This is a genomic window from Ruegeria sp. CH11 (assembly GCF_056537105.1).
This window is the reverse complement of sequence record NZ_JBQFQX010000001.1, coordinates 194,854-212,765: the sequence shown is the minus strand read 5'-3', so window position 1 is coordinate 212,765 and position 17,912 is coordinate 194,854. Positions and strand designations below refer to the sequence as shown.

12 protein-coding genes are annotated in these 17,912 nt (G+C 57.5%); 5 read left to right on the top strand and 7 right to left on the bottom strand.

Translation table 11 applies throughout. From position 1 onward, the window contains the following. Positions 1-150 precede the first annotated feature (150 nt). Entirely contained in the window at positions 151-1,215 is a 1,065-nt protein-coding gene (recA, locus tag ACR0LX_RS01050) for a recombinase RecA (protein ID WP_480782218.1), read from the bottom strand. A gap of 191 nt (positions 1,216-1,406) precedes the next feature. On the opposite strand from recA, the gene ACR0LX_RS01045 reads away from it, so the two are divergent. Next, positions 1,407-2,000, top strand: coding sequence for a gamma-glutamyl kinase (locus ACR0LX_RS01045; protein ID WP_480782217.1), 594 nt, complete (start codon positions 1,407-1,409; stop codon positions 1,998-2,000). 4 nt (positions 2,001-2,004) lie between these two features. Here the strand turns inward: ACR0LX_RS01045 and ACR0LX_RS01040 are convergent, their stop codons facing one another. The 3 genes from ACR0LX_RS01040 to guaB all read right to left on the bottom strand — a co-directional run bounded on the left by ACR0LX_RS01040 (position 2,005) and on the right by guaB (position 7,075). Continuing rightward, positions 2,005-4,296, bottom strand: coding sequence for a hybrid sensor histidine kinase/response regulator (locus tag ACR0LX_RS01040; RefSeq protein WP_480782216.1), 2,292 nt, complete (start codon positions 4,294-4,296; stop codon positions 2,005-2,007). A 103-nt stretch (positions 4,297-4,399) separates the two neighbouring features. After that, entirely contained in the window at positions 4,400-5,563 is a 1,164-nt protein-coding gene (locus ACR0LX_RS01035; protein WP_480782215.1) for an RsmB/NOP family class I SAM-dependent RNA methyltransferase, read from the bottom strand. Positions 5,564-5,626: 63 nt separating this feature from the next. Next, a complete protein-coding gene (gene guaB / locus ACR0LX_RS01030) occupies positions 5,627-7,075 on the bottom strand; it encodes an IMP dehydrogenase (protein WP_480782214.1) in 1,449 nt (482 codons plus the stop codon). A 217-nt stretch (positions 7,076-7,292) separates the two neighbouring features. Between guaB and ACR0LX_RS01025 the strand changes: the two genes are divergently transcribed. The 3 genes from ACR0LX_RS01025 to ACR0LX_RS01015 all read left to right on the top strand — a co-directional run bounded on the left by ACR0LX_RS01025 (position 7,293) and on the right by ACR0LX_RS01015 (position 13,423). Then, the gene (locus tag ACR0LX_RS01025; RefSeq protein ID WP_480782213.1) at positions 7,293-9,338 is read left to right on the top strand and encodes an ASKHA domain-containing protein; all 2,046 of its coding nucleotides are present in this window, start codon (positions 7,293-7,295) and stop codon (positions 9,336-9,338) included. Positions 9,339-9,550: 212 nt separating this feature from the next. Further along, on the top strand, positions 9,551-10,003 hold the full coding sequence (locus ACR0LX_RS01020) for a GFA family protein (protein WP_480782212.1): 453 nt from the start codon (positions 9,551-9,553) through the stop codon (positions 10,001-10,003). 165 nt (positions 10,004-10,168) lie between these two features. Beyond that, the gene (locus tag ACR0LX_RS01015) at positions 10,169-13,423 is read left to right on the top strand and encodes an ATP-binding protein (protein WP_480782211.1); all 3,255 of its coding nucleotides are present in this window, start codon (positions 10,169-10,171) and stop codon (positions 13,421-13,423) included. 188 nt (positions 13,424-13,611) lie between these two features. Here the strand turns inward: ACR0LX_RS01015 and ACR0LX_RS01010 are convergent, their stop codons facing one another. Genes ACR0LX_RS01010 through ACR0LX_RS01000 form a run of 3 tightly spaced genes read right to left on the bottom strand, consistent with a single transcriptional unit; the run spans position 13,612 to position 16,282 of the window. Continuing rightward, complete coding sequence (locus tag ACR0LX_RS01010) at positions 13,612-14,952, bottom strand: sensor histidine kinase (protein ID WP_480782210.1); 1,341 nt, start codon at positions 14,950-14,952, stop codon at positions 13,612-13,614. Beyond that, entirely contained in the window at positions 14,952-15,611 is a 660-nt protein-coding gene (locus ACR0LX_RS01005) for a response regulator transcription factor (RefSeq protein WP_480782209.1), read from the bottom strand. Before ACR0LX_RS01005 ends, ACR0LX_RS01010 begins: the two co-directional genes overlap by 1 nt. Positions 15,612-15,649: 38 nt before the next feature. Continuing rightward, positions 15,650-16,282, bottom strand: coding sequence for a PepSY domain-containing protein (locus tag ACR0LX_RS01000; RefSeq protein ID WP_480782208.1), 633 nt, complete (start codon positions 16,280-16,282; stop codon positions 15,650-15,652). Positions 16,283-16,480: 198 nt separating this feature from the next. On the opposite strand from ACR0LX_RS01000, the gene ACR0LX_RS00995 reads away from it, so the two are divergent. Beyond that, on the top strand, positions 16,481-17,593 hold the full coding sequence (locus tag ACR0LX_RS00995; protein WP_480782207.1) for a hypothetical protein: 1,113 nt from the start codon (positions 16,481-16,483) through the stop codon (positions 17,591-17,593). Positions 17,594-17,912 lie beyond the last annotated feature (319 nt).

The following is a 17,912-nucleotide window of genomic DNA, read 5'->3' as shown; positions in this document are numbered from 1 at the left end:
TCAGCAAAGGTTTAGCCGCACCCCCGGGGAGTGTCCACAGCATTGGCCGGTCTGAGACGAAACAAGGCGGCCCCAAGAGACCGCCCTGTTCCAGGTATTCTCAGCACCTTCGGGGTGCCGGGGGATTTCTGCTGTTCCCGTCAGCGTGCGTCAAGCTTCGAGGATGTCGTCCTCTTCCGCTTCGGGCGGCATTTCAAAGTCCAACCCATGGGCGGCGCGGATCTTATCCTCGATCTCCAGCGCGGCACGACTGTTGTCGCGCAGATATTGCTTGGCATTCTCACGACCTTGCCCGATCCGCTCGTCGCCATAGCTGAACCATGAGCCCGATTTCTCGACCACTCCGGCCTTGACGCCCAGATCCAGCAGTTCGCCCATCTTGGAAATGCCTTCGCCATACATGATGTCGAATTCCACCTGCTTGAACGGTGGCGCCACTTTGTTCTTGACCACCTTCACGCGGGTCTGGTTGCCAACAACCTCGTCCCGGTCCTTGATCGCACCGATGCGACGAATGTCCAGACGGACCGAGCAGTAGAATTTAAGCGCATTACCACCGGTGGTGGTTTCGGGGCTGCCGAACATGACGCCGATCTTCATCCGAATCTGGTTGATGAAGATCACCATGCAGTTCGAGCGGCTGATTGATCCTGTCAGCTTGCGCATGGCCTGGCTCATCAGACGGGCCTGTACGCCCACATTGCTGTCGCCCATGTCGCCTTCCAGCTCGGACTTCGGCGTCAGTGCCGCAACCGAGTCGACCACGACCATATTCACCGCCCCCGAGCGTACCAGCGTATCGGTAATCTCAAGCGCCTGCTCGCCGGTATCGGGCTGCGAAATCAGCAACTCGTCCAGATCGACGCCAAGTTTGCGGGCATACTGCGGGTCCAGTGCATGTTCTGCGTCCACGAACGCACAGACACCGCCGCGCTTTTGCTGTTCAGCAATACAATGCAGCGTCAGTGTGGTCTTACCAGAGCTTTCAGGACCGTAAATCTCGACAATCCGCCCCATCGGCAAACCGCCGATTCCCAGCGCAATGTCCAGCCCCAGCGAGCCGGTCGAGCTTGCATCGATGTCCTGCTTGGCGTCCTCGCCCAGCTTCATGATCGAGCCTTTGCCGAACTGCCGTTCGATTTGTGCCAGCGCGCTGTCGAGCGCCTTTTGCTTGTCTGCGTTTTTCTTGTCGCTCATCGTCAGAAGATCCGCCATTGTCCTGTCGCCTTCCCTTTTGTCACACCCTTGTACGGGCGGCAATCGCTGCTTTGTTCGCCTCTTGTTCCTTATGGGACCAAAAAGAGAACATTTCAACAAAAACTTACAGAACTCACAGTTCTGCAATTGTGTTAAAGAGTCGTTTACGACAATCTCAATTCCAGAAATTGCCGTAGGTTCAGGACTAAATGCTTGTTTTTTATGAAGAGCGCCTTGCGTTTCTTTCGGTTCCAAAAACCGGCAGCACAGCGTATCAGGCCGCGCTTCGCGATCGTGCGGATCTGGTGATTGCCAATCCTCCCGAGTTGAAACACGCAACAGTTCGCCGCTTTGATCGGTTCTTTCAGAACATGTTCCGCAAGATGTTCAACACCGAGATGGAGATCATGGGTGTTGTGCGCGAACCGGTCGACTGGCTGGGTAGCTGGTACCGGTATCGCAGCCGCCCAGAACTGCTCGGCCATGCGAACGCAACACACGACCTGAGTTTTGACGACTTTGTTCTGGCCTATCTGTCATCGCCCCGCCCCGCTTTTGCGGATATCGGCAGTCAGGTCGAGTTTTTTCAGCCCCGCAGCAACGGCAAGGCGGCGACGTATCTATTTCGTTACGAAAACCAAGACCAGATACTGGCGTTCCTGCAGGACCGGCTGAACTGTTCGATCAGCCTGTCACGTCTGAACGTCTCGCCCGAACGTCCATTGGATCTAAGCGATACTGTTCGTCAAAAATATCTGGCCGCGCACGCGGACGAGTTCGAATTGCATGAGGCGGCGAAGTAGCACCTCAGCTGAGTTGTTGAAACACAGCTTCGGTCAATTGCGTCAGTGAGAACGGCTTTGGCAGGAACGCGGAGTTCGGGACCTGCGGCCCTGAATCTCCGAAAGCGCCTTCAGTGTAACCGGACATGAAAATCACCCTCACATCAGGGCGCGTCAGCAATGCCTTGCGCACCCAGGTTGGGCCATCCATGCCGGGCATGACGACATCGGTGACAAAAACGTCAACGGTCAGGTTCTCATCCTCAAGCAATCGCAATGCCTCTTCGGCTGAATCCGCTTCGAGGACCGTGTAACCCTTTAACCGCAGCGCCCTGGTGGCGAAGGCGCGAACAGGCGCTTCGTCCTCGACCAGCAGTACAACGCCCTCACCCTGACGCGGGCCTTGCTCGGGCGGCATCTCAGAAGGTTCGGGGGCCGGGGAATTGGACTGCGCACAAACCGGCAGGTAAACCGAAAACTCAGTTCCGTGGCCCTGAATACTGTCGACGAAAATGAACCCGCCGGTCTGTTTCACGATGCCATAGACGGTGGACAGGCCCAGACCGGTCCCTTCGCCGGTCCGCTTTGTCGTATAGAACGGTTCGAACACCTTCTGCAGCTTGTCAGCAGCGATGCCGACGCCGCTGTCGATCACTTTGACGGTCACATACTCTCCAGGCTGAACCGTCGCGCGATCGCGCGTGATGGGTTGATCCAGAACCAGAACTTCGGTCTCGATCCTGATTTCCCCGCCCTCGGGCATCGCGTCACGGGCGTTGACGACAAGGTTCATCAAGACCTGTTCAAGCTGTCGTTTGTCGGCTCGTACAGGTTTCAGCACGGGATCGTGGCTGAGATTGAGCTGGACCTTTTCGCCAACGAGCCGGTTCAGAAGGTGGATCAGGTCGGAAATCGTGTCGCGCAGATCAAGCACCTCGGGGCGCAGGTTTTGCTTGCGCGAAAAGGCCAACAACTGACTGACAAGGGCAGCCGCGCGGTTGGCGTTCTGGTTGATCTGCACCAGATCCCCATAGTTAGGGTCGTTCTGGTCGTGCCGCAGCAGCAGCAGGTCGCAATGACCAGAAATTGCCGTCAGCAGATTGTTGAAATCATGCGCCACACCGCCCGCCAACTGTCCCACGGCCTGCATCTTTTGTCCCTGCACGAACTGAGCTTCCAACGTTTTCAGCTCGGTCGCGTCGTTCAGAACTGCTACAAGCACGACTTGATCATCGCTGACAAGCCTCGACAGAGTCACTTGTACAAAGACCTCCTGATCCTTGCGGGACAGACGCAGAAACTCGGACTGCGGCGGCAGGTTCTGTTCGGCTGTTTGCGCAAGCCAATCTTCGATCGGCTGACCAAGACCGTGCATAATATCTGCTATGTCCGTTCGGCCGGACAGGTCCTCGCCCACCAGCTTTGCCGCCAAGGAATTCATCTCCAGAACTCGACCCTTCGGCGAAAGGCACATGATCGGAACCGGCAGATCTTCGGTCGATCCACCGATGTGCGAGCCCGCGCAGCCATCCAATGGCAAAATGACAAGATCACGTTCGGCGCCGCTGCGCTGCAACGTCGAAGCCACCGCCGGGCGCGAGCCGTTGCTTGTATGCACGGGCACTATGCGACCTGCGCGGTGCACATCCTGCGATATCACGTCGGTCAGGTTCGCCGGCCGCTGCCCCAACAACTGCTCGCCCGCGTCATTGATATCCAGAACGATATCGTTTCGACCCAGAGACAGCACCGGCACAGAAACCGATTTCCAACGCGGTTCGATCTCGGGACCGATGCGCCAGAAAAACAGATCGTCTTCAAGTGCGGTAACACTGACAGGGATCACCCGACCCCGGGTGACAACGTCGTCCCGCGCGCCACCCTGCCCCTGGGCCTGCGATTGCAAGCGCAGCAATATCGCAGCCGGGTTGGCAAAATGAGTTCGAAGGCAACGATCCAGCCGTGTGCCCTGCCCGGCGCGAAACCGCGTTCGGGCGTTCTCGTTTGCAACGAAGATTTCACCCAAGGAATTGGCAACGAAACAGGCGTCAGCTTCCTGTTCGGCAAACGCGGACAAAACCTGGTGTATTCGACGCTCGGACAAACCACTGATCACTGAGAACAGGCTGAAGACGACAAAAACTGCAAAAAAGCTTAGGCCCACCGCTAATATCCCGGAATTCCAACCGGCAGGGACCATGTTGAAAACCGGCAGAAGGCACAGAAACGCCGCGACAACCGCCAGAACCGCAATACGTTGCCATCCAGTCCGCCCGGGGCGTAACGGTTCAAACGGAAATTCAAAAGTTTCAGACATAAATTGCTCGGATTAAGGTCTTTTTTGCCCAGTCATGAGCATTAATAGTTAACGACCTATTAACCTAACAAGAGTGTTTTTCTATTTTAGGTTGTGATGCCAATTATTCTTTCGCCAGATGAGCCGAATAGAACCCATCAGTCCCCTGCGAAACCAGCCATTGCTTACGCCACTTTGACCGCCAATCGGGGTTTTCGGACAGAAAAGCATCAACAATCGCGTCATTTTCGACGTTCAGCATTGAACATGTCGCGTATGCCAGAAGGCCGTTGGCAGTAACCAAAGGCGCAGCGTCCCGAAGAATCTGCAACTGGGTCCGCCCAAGGTCGGCCAATTTGTCGCGGGTTAACGCCCATTTCCCAGCGGGCGCGCGCCGCCATGATCCGCTGCCTGAACACGGAACATCTGTCAGGACCACGTCAAAAGCAGCAAGTGATGTCAGCCGATCTGTCTTGACAACTTCGATCCGAGCCCCGGCACGTTCAGCCCGTGCAGGCAGATCACGCATTCTGGCGGGGTTGGCGTCATGGGCAAAGACCTCAATATTCTCGGCCCGTGCTGCCAAAGCCAAAGCCTTGCCACCACCTCCCGAACAATAGTCCAACACGCGCATGCCGGATTGCAGAGGCACCGCTGCCACTACCGCCTGACTTGCGGCGTCCTGCAGCTCTACGATGCCAGTGCGATATGCCTCACTTTGCGCTACCCGTCGCGCGCCTTCTGTGACCTCCAACGCCGTATCGCAGGCCGGATGTGCGTGCGCCATAACCCCATCGTGTTCCAATGACCGAATGGCCTGCGCCCGATCCGCCTTGCTAAGGTTGACGCGTACATGAACCGGCGCGCGCGATCGCAGCGCGTTCGCTGCGGCTTGGGCTTCTGCGCCCAGCGAGGATTGGAATTCGGGCCAGAGCCAGTCGGGAATGTCCAACTGCTCGGCTTCGGACGTAAATTCGCGCGGGGTTTCGTCGGCGCGCAGCACATTCGGTGCATGACGATCTCCGGTAAACAACTCGGCAGGATCAGCACCTGCCGAGCGTTGCGCGCCGATCATCAGTCCGCGCCCGGTATCCGCCCCGCCCAAAGCCGCGAAGGAGCGGCGACACCGCAAGGCGTCGAACACATGATCCCGGATCGCCGCGCGGTCTTTGGACCCTGCAAACCGGCTGCGCCTTGCCCAACCGGTCAGAGCCTTCTCGACCGGCACGCCTGCCAAAATCTCGTCCAGAATGTCGATCGAAGCCTGAACGCGCGCGGCGGGTGTCATTTTGCTATCCGGTCCCAAAGGGCGGTCCAATCAATCGACCGGACCCGCCTGTTTTTCAATCGATCACATGACCCGGTAGTTCGGGCTTTCTCGGGTGATCTGAACGTCATGCACGTGGCTTTCTTTCAGCCCGGCACCGGTGATTTTCACGAAGTTGCAGTTGCGGCGCATTTCGTCGACGGTAGCACATCCGGTATAGCCCATGGCTGCGCGTAGACCGCCAACCAGTTGGTGAATCACCGCGCTGGCCGAACCTTTGTAGGGCACCTGCCCTTCGATCCCTTCGGGCACCAGCTTGTCACTGGCTGCGTCCTTCTGGAAATATCGGTCTGCCGATCCGCGCGCCATCGCTCCTAGACTGCCCATGCCGCGATAAGATTTGAACGAACGGCCCTGATACAGGATCACCTCGCCCGGGCTTTCATCGGTGCCCGCGATCATCGACCCGACCATCGCACAAGACGCCCCTGCGGCAATCGCCTTTGCAAAATCGCCCGAGAACTTGATACCGCCATCCGCGATGACCGGAACGTCTCCGGCCGCTGCCGCACAATCCATGATCGCCGTCAATTGAGGCACCCCGACGCCCGCAACCATCCGCGTGGTGCAGATCGAGCCCGGCCCGATCCCAACCTTGATTGCGTCGGCACCGGCATCAACCAGCGCACGTGCTGCGTCACCGGTCGCCACGTTACCAGCGATGATCTGAACTTCGTTCGACAAAGATTTTACCCGCTTCACGGCGTCCAGCACGCCTTGCGAGTGGCCGTGTGCGGTATCGACGACGATGATGTCGACGCCGGAATCCACCAGTTGCTCGGACCGTTCAAAACCCGCATCCCCAACCGAAGTTGCCGCTGCCACGCGCAGGCGGCCAAGATGATCCTTGCAGGCGGTGGGGTTCAGAACGGCCTGCTCGGTGTCCTTCAGTGTCAGCAGGCCGGTCAGCTTTCCTTCACTATCAACGACCAGTAGCTTTTCGATCCGGCGCGCGCGCATCAGGCTTTTGGCCTCTTCCAGATCAGCGGGCTCCTGTAGCATCGCCAGATTGTCCGAAGTCATCATCGCCATGATCGGCGTATCGTCCGACGTGGCAAAACGCATGTCGCGGTTGGTTACGATGCCGACCACGCGACCGATGTCGTCAACCACCGGAAACCCAGTGAAATTGTAGCGCTCGACCAAGGCCTTCGCATCAGCCAGCGTCTGATTGGCGCGCAACGTGACAGGATTGTAAACGATGCCCGATTCGAACCGTTTGACGCGACGCACTTCGCGCGACTGCTCTTCTACCGAAAGGTTCTTGTGTACGACGCCGATGCCACCGGCTTGCGCCATGGCGATGGCCATCCGGGCCTCGGTCACCGTGTCCATCGCCGAGCTGAGCAAGGGGATATTCATGCTGATCGCCCGCGTTACACGCGTGGTCGTATCCGCCGTTGCAGGTAGCACCGAAGATGCGCCTGGAACAAGAAGAACGTCGTCAAAGGTGAGTGCCTCACGAATCTGCATCTGACTACCCCATGCAAAAGCCCGTTTGGCGGTGACCCTATTGCATGGAATTGCCCCGAGGAAAAGCCCCAGCCGCCAAGTTGTTGTCCTCCGTGCGCGGATGCCGCGCCGGAAAACGACGCAAGCTGTGCAAATCGTGCCGCTGACAGCCCTTTCCCTTTCTGCGCAAAGCCATATCTTGCGCGCAACACGCGCGAACACAAAAAGGCAGGCCTCAATGACCACCGACCCTCTTGTCGTCTTTACCCCGTCCGGCAAACGCGGCCATTTTCCGGTCGGCACTCCGATACTGACTGCCGCCCGGCAGTTGGGCGTCGATCTGGATTCGGTCTGCGGTGGGCGCGGGATTTGCTCAAAGTGCCAGATCACGCCCAGTTACGGCGAGTTTCCCAAGCACGGCGTGACGGTGTCTGAAGACGCGCTGAGCGAATGGAACGCGGTTGAACAGCGCTATGACGACAAGCGCGGGCTGAAACCGGGTCGGCGTCTGGGCTGTCAGGCGTCGGTGCAGGGCGATGTGGTCATCGACGTCCCACCTGAAAGTCAGGTGCACCGGCAGGTCGTCCGCAAGGCTGCCGCAGCGCGCGCGATTACCATGGACCCGGCAACGCGTCTGTATTTCGTGGTCGTCGAAGAACCTGACATGCATTCGCCCACCGGCGATCTGGAACGGCTGGAACGCGCCTTGCGCGAACAGTGGAAGATTGACGCGATCACCGCCGATCTGTCCCTGATGTCCAAGCTGCAGCCCGTCCTTCGCAAGGGCAAGTGGGAGGTCACGGTCGCCGTTCACAAAGGCCACAAGGATGAGGTTTCAAAGATCGTCGAGATTTGGCCCGGCCTGCATGAAGGCGGTCTCTATGGTTTGGCCATCGACCTCGGTTCAACCACCATCGCGGCCCATCTGACCGATCTTGAAACCGGTGAAGTCAAAGCGTCTTCGGGCCTGATGAACCCGCAGATCCGCTTTGGCGAAGACCTGATGAGTCGTGTCTCTTACGCAATGATGAACCCCGGCGGAGACGCCGAGATGACCAAAGCCGTGCGCGAGGCGATCAACGACCTGACAACCTCGATCGCGGATGAGGCCGGAATTGATGCCTCGCTGATCGTGGAAACCGTGTTTGTCTGCAATCCGGTGATGCATCACCTGCTGCTGGGTCTGGACCCGGTCGAGCTGGGGCAGGCTCCGTTTGCCCTGGCGACATCGGAAAGCATGTCCCTGCCCGCGCGCGAGATGGACCTGACCACTATGAACCCACGTGCGCAGGTCTATATCCTGCCCTGTATCGCCGGTCATGTGGGGGCGGATTGCGCCGCGGTTGCCTTGTCCGAAGAGCCCGGCAAGTCAGACGATCTGGTTCTGATCGTAGATGTCGGCACCAATGCCGAGATCCTGTTGGGCAACACGCACCGAGTACTTGCATGCTCGTCGCCTACTGGTCCGGCGTTTGAGGGCGCCCAGATCAGTTCGGGTCAACGCGCCGCGCCCGGTGCTATCGAACGGATTGAGATCGATCCGGTCACCAAAGAGCCCCGGTTCCGCATCATCGGGTCCGACAAATGGTCCAACGAAGAGGGTTTCGATCTGGACGTCGCGACAACCGGCATCACTGGCATCTGCGGTTCGGGCATCATCGAAGCGGTGGCAGAAATGCGCATCGCGGGATTGCTTGACGAAGGCGGCCTGATCGGATCGGCAGCCCAAACCGGCACCGAACGCTGCGTGCCCGAAGGGCGCACCCATTCCTACCTGATCCACGATGCCAGCGCCGACGGCGGGCCCCGGATCACGGTGACGCAAGGCGACATTCGGGCCATCCAACTGGCAAAATCCGCACTTTATGCAGGCGCGCGTCTGTTGATGGACGAAATGGAAGTCGACAAGGTCGATCGCGTGGTTCTGGCTGGCGCGTTCGGCGCGCATATCTCGACCAAACACGCGATGGTTCTGGGAATGATCCCCGACGCGCCGCTCGACCGTGTTTCTAGCGCCGGGAACGCCGCTGGCACCGGGGCGCGGATCGCGCTGTGCAACATCGGATCGCGGGCCGAGATCGAACGCGTTGTGCGCGAGATCACCAAGGTTGAAACCGCCATCGAGCCCAAGTTTCAGGATCACTTCGTCGCCGCCAATGCGATTCCGCACAAGACAGACCCGTTCCCGGAACTCGGTCAGGTCGTCACGCTGCCTTCGCCGTCGTTCAACACCGGTGGCGGAGACGAGGAAAAGTCAGGTCGCCGTCGTCGCCGGCGATCGTAATGACAGACTGAGAAAACCTAAGCGGTTGTCTTGCAATGATCGTCCTGAACTGATTGGATCGGTTCAGGGCCTCAGTCCGACTATCGTCGTGAATCCCTGTATCAGTGCCAGTGGGCAAACCGGCAAAGGCTGCCGCTTTTGCCTGCCCGTTTGACGGTTCCGAGGCCATCGATTCCCCCCTAATTTTGAACGCCAAGGAAGGTCGTTGTCCGATGCCTTTTCCAAATCCCCCGTATGATGGAACCTGCCTGTGTGGAGCCGTCCGGGTTCACGTCAGTGCACCACCTCTTTTGACATTTGCATGCCATTGCAGCGATTGTCAGAAACTCTGCGCCAGCACCTATTCACTCACCACCATGTTTCCGCGCGACAGTTTCACCTGCACGGGTGAGTTGATCAAAGGTGGACTGGGCAAGCCCGGACGCGCGCATTACTTCTGTAAGTCCTGTAAATGCTTTGTGTTTTCTCTGATCGGCGACCCTGCACAACGGGCCAACCTGCGAACAACAATCTTGAACGATGCGGCGTCCTTCGCTCCGTTTGTCGAACTCATGACAGACGAAAAGATGCCGTGGGTGAACCTGCAAACCGCACACAGTTACCGCAAGTTCCCTCAGACCCAGGAAGAGTTGCAATCGCTTATGAATGCCTATTGCGATCGCTGACCGTGTTTGCTGTCGTGGTCGCGAAATTCTGCCCCCAACACCAGGTTACCGACCGGGGTGGCGAACACACGAACCGCCTCTGCCGAAACAAAAAAAGAAGAAGATTCCGGATAGATGCCGATGTTGTGATATAAGAAATGCACATTATTTTGGCGGGAGGATGTCGTGGACCAACAATTGCACGACTGGCTAAGCGCCCTTGGCTTGGAACGTTACGCGGCGACTTTTGAAGAGAACGACGTCGACCTTGAAACGTTGAGCCATCTGAACGACGAAGACCTGAAAGAGCTGGGCTTAAGCCTTGGGCATCGGCGTCGCCTGCTTGCGGCGGTATCGCCAACGCAGAAGGCAAAAGCCAAAGGCGCGCTTGCTGATTCCGAGCCCGAACGGCGACTGCTTACCGTGTTATTCGTTGATATTGTGGATTCCGTGGTCCTGTCCCGCGAACTCGACCCCGAGGAGATGCGGGATCTGATCAAGCGGTATCAATCTGCCGTGGTGTCGGCCGTGCTGCGCTATAACGGATATGTTGCCAAGTTTCTCGGCGACGGCATTCTGGCCTATTTCGGATGGCCCGAAGCGCATGAGGACGAGGCCGAGCGCGCTGTCAGAACCGCAAAAGACGCATTCGCAGCCATTCGGGAAATACGTGCGCGCGACGGGACCCGCCTTAAGGCGCGTGCGGGCGCTGCAAGCGGAGAGGTTGTGATCGGCACCATCGTGGGCGACGTAATGAACGATGACGCCGCCGTCATCGGCGCAACCCCGGGGTTGGCTGACCGCCTTCAGCGCCTGGCGCGCCCGAACGAGATTGTCGTTGGTCCGTTGACCCGCCAACTTCTGGGTCGCCGTTTCGAGGTCGAGGATCTTGGTCAGAACGTACTGAAAGGGTTTGATGAACCGATACAGGTTTGGCGCGTCGGCGACGAATCGAAGGCTGAAACCCGATTTGAGGCGTCACAATTCGAAGGCTCGACACCTCTGGTCGGTCGGTCCGCCGAGTTGCGGGTCATTCGTGATGCCTGGACCACCGCCAAGGCGGGATCCGGTCAGGTAATTTCCCTGTGCGGCGATCCGGGGATCGGCAAATCCCGATTGCTCGAGGAAATGCGCCGCGAGATCGCCGAGGATCGGCGCTTTGGCTATCGCTATCAATGCTCTCCGCACCACACCAACAGCGCGCTTCATCCTGTGATCGCCGGTCTGCGCAGGGTCGCAGGGATCGCGGAACAGGACACCGACGCCGCGCAGTTGGAAAAGCTGGAAAACATTCTGGGCCTGACCGATTACCCGCTGGAAAAAAGCATACCATTGATTGCCTCGCTTCTTCGGGTGCCGACCCAGGGTCGATATGACGAATTGGACCTGCCGCCGGTACAACTGCGTCGCGCGATCAACAGCTGCCTCGTCGATCAGGTCCTGGGCATGAGCAAACAGCACCCAATCATTATTGTGTTCGAGGATATTCACTGGGCCGACCCAACAACGCTTGAACTGCTTCGCAAACTGTTCGCAGCAATTGCCGACGCGCCAATTATGGTTCTACTGACCTATCGGTGCGAATTCTCACCCGACTGGCAAGATTTTGAGCACTGGCAAGAACTATCCCTCAATCGCGTCGGGCGCCGTCAGTCGCTGCGTATCGTAAATGCTGTGGCCAGCGACATCCTGGACGAAGACGTCGCGGCGCAGATTGTCAAACGCGCAGACGGTGTGCCGCTTTATATCGAGGAGCTGACCAAGGCCTTTCAGGAGGCCGGGCCTGACTATAAGGACGCCCCTCCGGCGACGCTTCAAACCTCGCTCTCGGCGCGTCTGGACAGGCTGGGGGCCGCCAAGGCGCTGGCGCAGGTCGGGTCGGTCATCGGGCGAGAATTCGACCACGAGGACATTATCGGTCTGGCAAAGGACCTGAATCTCGACTGCGATGACGAATTGGAAAAACTTGTGGATTCGGGACTGGTCCAGCGGCGCGGCGTCCCGCCAGCGGTTTGTTACATGTTCAAACACGCTTTGGTTCAGGACGCGGCCTATTCGACATTATTGAAAAGCCGACGCCACGAATTGCATCGCGCCTTTGCCGACCTGCTGGAACGCAAGCGTTTCAAACGACCGGGCGAGACCGCCGGGATCGTCGCACACCACGCCTTTCTGGGTGAGGACTGGCAACGTGCTTTCAGCGAGTTTCGCCGGGCCGGAGAAGATGCGGTGGAACGGTCTGCGCTGCGCGAAGCCGCCGGCCAATTTCGGCGCGCGTTGGAGGCGCGCAACGAGATAGATCAGGAGATCGAAACAGCGTCCGACACGATTGACGTGCAATTCGCATTGCGAAACGTACTTTGGGCACTGGGCCAGTTCGGCGCAATTCTTGCGCCGCTCGAAGAAGCAGAAAAGCTGTCCATCATGCTGAAGGACAACGTTCGGCTCGGCTGGGTTTCGGTCTATCGCGGTGCCAGCCTTTGGCAGGTCGGCCGTTCGGCCGAGGCTAAGGCTGCTGCAGAACGCGGACGAGACATCGCTCGTGTCGCGGGTGACCTGCCGCTGGAGGCAGCATCGAATTTCTATCTCGGCTGCGCCTACGTAACTTCGGGCGAGTTGGGAACAGCGGAAAACTACTTTGAACGCGTCGTCGCATTGCTGCCCGGCGATTTGGCACTTGAAAAATGTGGACTTCCATTTGCACCAGCCATCATCGCACGGTCTTGGCTGGTTTGGTCATATGCCGAACGCGGGGCCTTTGAACACGCCGAACAAAACGCGAAACAGGCCGAAGCCCTTGTAGATCGCCAGGATAACCCATTCAACCGGGCCCATATCGGCTATGACATTGGTTACTATCAAATTATCCGGGGTGACATTGACGGAGCGCTTGAAACCCTGGGCGATGCCAGCGCAACCATCAACACCTGGGGACTGACCTACCTTTCGCCCTTCACGAATGGCTTTCTGGGCTATGCCGAGATTTTGTCCGGTGAGGTTGAACAAGGCGTCAAGCGTCTGGAACAAGCCTGTGATTTGTACAACGACATCGGTCTTGGCCTATTTAAGTCACTTGTGTCCGCCCAATTAGCCCTGGGCTATCTCAAAGCAGGTCGGCGCGAGGACGCAATGGCGCAATTGACCCGCGCCTTGGACATCGCCCGCAGCCGAGGCGAGCGCGGCCACGAAGCCTTTGCCTTGTTTGTCATGGGAGAAACGTCAAACGGTGCCGGACATGGCGGAGATTTTGACGCCATCAAATGTTACGAAAGCGCGCTCAAACACGCCAACTCACTCAACATGCGCCCGCTTGCCGCACAGTGTCACCTCAGGCTCGGCCAGGTCCGAGAGCGACTGGGGCTTTCTGATTTCAAAGACGATCTAAATCAGGCCCGTCAGTTGTTGGGTGAAATCGGTAACTTAGGCGATGAGCTGAGTTGAGCAGGATCTGTTCAGCGCACGACCTTTCAATCGCCTATTCGCAGTCTAGTAGAAGCACGCGGAGAAGTTGCGTTCTCACGCAAAGTCTTTGGTCAATGAACTTTGGCGGTGGGCACAATGCTGTCGCATGGATGCGTGGTTGAAAATAGGACCTGCGTTCAATCGTCCGCTCAAAGTCTCTAAACCGATCAGTTTCGCAATTGTTCCGGAACAAATACGTAGCAGGCCAATCCACCCAGTTCGGCAGAGCCCTTCAACTGCAATTTCGCTCCATACGCTTTTAGAAGGTCAGCAACAATTGCCAGACCCAAGCCGGTGCCAATCACCGACGTATCAAGCCGTTTGCCAAAGCGAAGTACGTCTCTTTCAGCTTCTTCCGGGATACCTGGGCCGTCATCTTCGATACAAAGCTCGATACCGTTTTCTACGCTGACCGCAGAAAATCGGATCGTTTTCTGACCCCATTTGATTGCGTTGTCGAGGAGATTTCCAATGACCTCTTCGATGTCCTGAGGATCCATTCGAACCTGAAGCCCAGCCTCACAATCTGTCGTCAGAGTTTTCCCTTCACGCTCGGCCATAACCGAAAACAATCTGGATAGCCGGTTAACGGAATTTGTTAGATCAGTGCGCGAATGCGTCAGTTCAGCGGTGTTTGACGCGCGCATGCGCGCAAGAGACCGCTTGAGTTGGGCGTCTATCCTGTTCAACGCGTCATCTGCAGGTTCGGTATCTGAGCCCGCGTCCGACAAAGTTGCCAGTTCGTTTCGGAGGATTGCGGTCGGCGTTTTGAGTGCATGTGCCAAGTCCGCTGCTTGCCGTCTGGAACCAGACACAATTTCGCGGTTTCTGTGCAACAATTGATTGAGGTCCTCAACAAGCGGCGAAACCTCTTCCGGATAATCTTCGGGCTTCAGATCGTCGCCCTTGTCCCAGCGATGCGCCACATCTGCACGCAATTTCCTGAGGGGGCCGATAATTGCAGACATCAACAACAATGACCCCGCAACTCCGATCAAGCCGACCAAGCCAAATACCGGAAGCAGGTTGTTTTGCGCCGCGCGGCGTTCACTTATTAGCTCAAGCCTGCTTTCAGCGACCGTAACGCCCCACTCGGTTCCGTCTTCAAATGTGATTTTCTGGTAGACGCCGCGAACGGCCTCATTGTCCGGTCCAGATGTGTTCCAGACGGTGGACTGTTCCGTCGCACGCGCGGGTTCGGAAATTGTTTCATCAAAGAGCGAGGCAGATGTAAAAGTGGCTCCGTTGCCATCGGTCACTTGCCAATACCTGCCGGAGTATGGAGTACCGTAGGCCGGGTCGAACATGAGATCGCGCAGAGCCTCTGGGTCGTCGGTCGTCGCACTCAACCCGACAACAAGTTGCGTGTGCCTGTCGCGCAGAGTTTCGTCGAATTGCTCCAGGACACGGGTGTTGATGTATGAAAACACAACCAGCGTTCCGACGCCGACAGAAAGCGCACCTGTCGCGAGGCCGCCAAGCAAAGCGCGCTGGCGCAGCGATAACATCAGGCCGTATCGATCATATAGCCGCGCCCTCTGACCGTTGTGATAAGGTCAGATCCCAGCTTTTTTCGTAACCGGGTTATGAATACGGCTATGGTGTTCGAATCCCGGTCACCGTCATACTCGTAGATGTGCTCTGACAACTCGGTACGTGACACCATGCGTCCCATGTTGTGGGCAAGGTAAGTCAGCACAGCAATCTCTTGCGCGGTCAGATCGACGGGAATTCCACCCACACTGACACGCCCGTTTCGCGTATCAAGCATGACGTCCCCCATCTCGATCACCGGATTCAGCTGACCGCTTTGTCTGCGCAGGATGGCGCGCACTCGCGCCGCCAGTTCGGGCATGTGAAACGGCTTCGTCATGTAGTCATCAGCGCCTGCATCAAGGCCATCCACACGCTCGCTCCACCCGTCGCGGGCCGTCAGGATCAACACCGGCGTCTTGACGCCCGCACTTCGCCATTCCCGCAGGACAGAAATACCGTCGCGTTCCGGCAACCCAATGTCGAGGATGATCATGTCGTAAGGTTCAGTCGCACCTAAATGCAGGGCGTCTGTTCCGTTGTTGGCCACGTCGACCACGCGACCTTCTGAACTTAGAAGTTTCTTGATCTGCTCGCATAGCTGCGGCTCATCTTCGGCCAGAAGTACTCTCATATTCAAAAGCTACAGTCACAACGGCTTTGGTTTAAGCACTATTTTTTACCGTTGCCTTTGCCGTTCCCGCCAGAATTGCCGCCACCGTTACCACCGCCGTTTCCGCCACCATTCCCGCCGCCGTTACCACCGCTATTACCACCGCCGTTTCCACCACCATTGCCGCCTCCATTGCCGCCGCTGTTGCCGTTTCCACCGCTGTTGCCGCCGCCGCCGCCGTTGCCATTGCCGCCGCTGTTGCCGCGACCGTTGCCACTGTCGTTGTTTCCACGGTTCGCAGAGGCACCAAGGTTGCTGTTGGTCTTGCGGCTGTTGTTGGCGTTGGCGGGATTCGAACGCGCTGCTTTCGATATTTGACGCCCAACACTGGATCGGTTGGAAACGACCATTCCGGTCTGCGCATTCACAATCACGCTGACTATTTTTCCATCAGGCTTCTTGACTAGAATGCGATAGTAAATCTGATCAGCCTGAAACGCGCGCGCATCTACGGGGGTGCCGCCATAAGCTTTCTCGACACCTTTGATAACCCGTTTCAAACGGATGGTGCCCCCGGTAAGGGTCGCCTTGCGCAGTTCGCCTTGCTTAAGCTCGCGCGTCTGGGCTGCCGCTTCCCCAATGGGCAAAGCAACCAGCAGGCTTGCAACCACCAAGATCACCTTCGCACGCATGAAAGTCCTCGTATTTCGCGGCTAGAGACTACGTCTTTCGACATGAACCGATGATGAACAAGCAGTTAGCCCTGCGTTCAAGCACGCTCAAGTTAAATGGCAACAAGCTTAGGAGATTCGTGCGCGAATCCAGACGATTGAACACAGCGAGTTGTTTCAGAATTCTGATGCCCGCTGATTTCCACCGGGGAGGTCGATATGAAAACCACCAGTTTGACACTGTTAAAAGCATCTACCTTGGCAATTGCGCTGCTGGGATCAACAGCCATCGTAGCCACCGTCGCTATGCCCGACGTAGCCTTTGCAAAGGAAGGCAAAGGCAATGGCGGCGGAAAAGGTAACGGTGGAGGAAACGGCAAGGGTGGCGACAACGGAAATGGTGGAGGAAAAGGAAACGGCGGAGGAAAGGGTAACAGCGGCGGCAAAGGGAATTCGGCCAAAGGTGATCGTGGCGACCATAGTTCCGTTGGTAACAAAGGCGGCAAGAAAGGTGCGGACAAAAGCCGTGGTGGCCGAAACGCCAGCAAATCGAAGTCCAAATTCTCACGCTCTGCTTCGGGCAACGGTGGCCGTTTTTCCTTGAAGGACATCTTTGGCGGCAAAGGTAAATCGAGAACAGTTACCACCTCCAAGAAAGGCGCGAGCACGAATGGTGGCAGGCAAAAGCCTAGGACCTACCACAAGTCGAAAACCGTGATTGTGGAGGAATCTGTTCGTCCCGCCGTTCGGACCAAAGGCAACACAATGGCTGCGCTACTTGGTGCCCACCCGTCTGAACTGGGCGCTTTGAACGCCGCCAATGCCAGCGAGACTGCACTGGCAAACGCGGCCCCCAATTCGCGCGTCGGTCGAATTGCAAATTATCGCGACACCGTGTTGGCAGGTGAGCCGCTGCGCGAAGAGCTTGCGGAACAGCTGGAAGAGCTCACCGGACTGGAGCCACCGGAACGGACCGTTTCTGAGATCGAGGAAGACCTGGAGGTTGCTCTGAACGAAGTGCAGGAAAACCAGGAACGCGTTGAGGATCTTGAGCAAGCGCTTGAAGACGCGGGCGGAACGGATCCAGAAATTGAAGAACAATTGGATGAAGCCCGCGCTGATTTGGACGAGTCCATCGATGCCGCGCAGGACCTGAACGACGAAAGACAGGCGGCTGTCGAATACGAGGAAGCAACCGAAGAAGTGCAGGAACTGGCTGATCTGGTCGAAGAACAGGAATTGGCCGAGCGGGAAGCGTTGGAAGCTGCGGCCAACAAACCTGTCACCGATGCCGTCGAAGCGGAGGTTAAATCATTGCTGGGCCTGTACTGAGGGCCGTAAGCGCAAGGTGGGGGAAGAACATGACGAAAGACGACCTGGCACTGTGGGCAGTCGAGAAACTGAACACGCCCAAACACGAGGCTGAGCAAGTTGCTGAGATGCTCATGGAGTTGCTCAGGACCGAAAACAAACGGTTAGCGAGTCCGCATCGATCTATCCACAGTGCTGACTACTCACGGAAGTACTGAAAACCGGGCCAGCCATATGCTTCACAGGGATGGGAAGCGGCTGGCCCGACTAATTCTAAGTGCAAGATCCCGCCCACTTTGTTCACCGTCGCATGAAGAAAGAAATCCCGCCCCAAAACCGG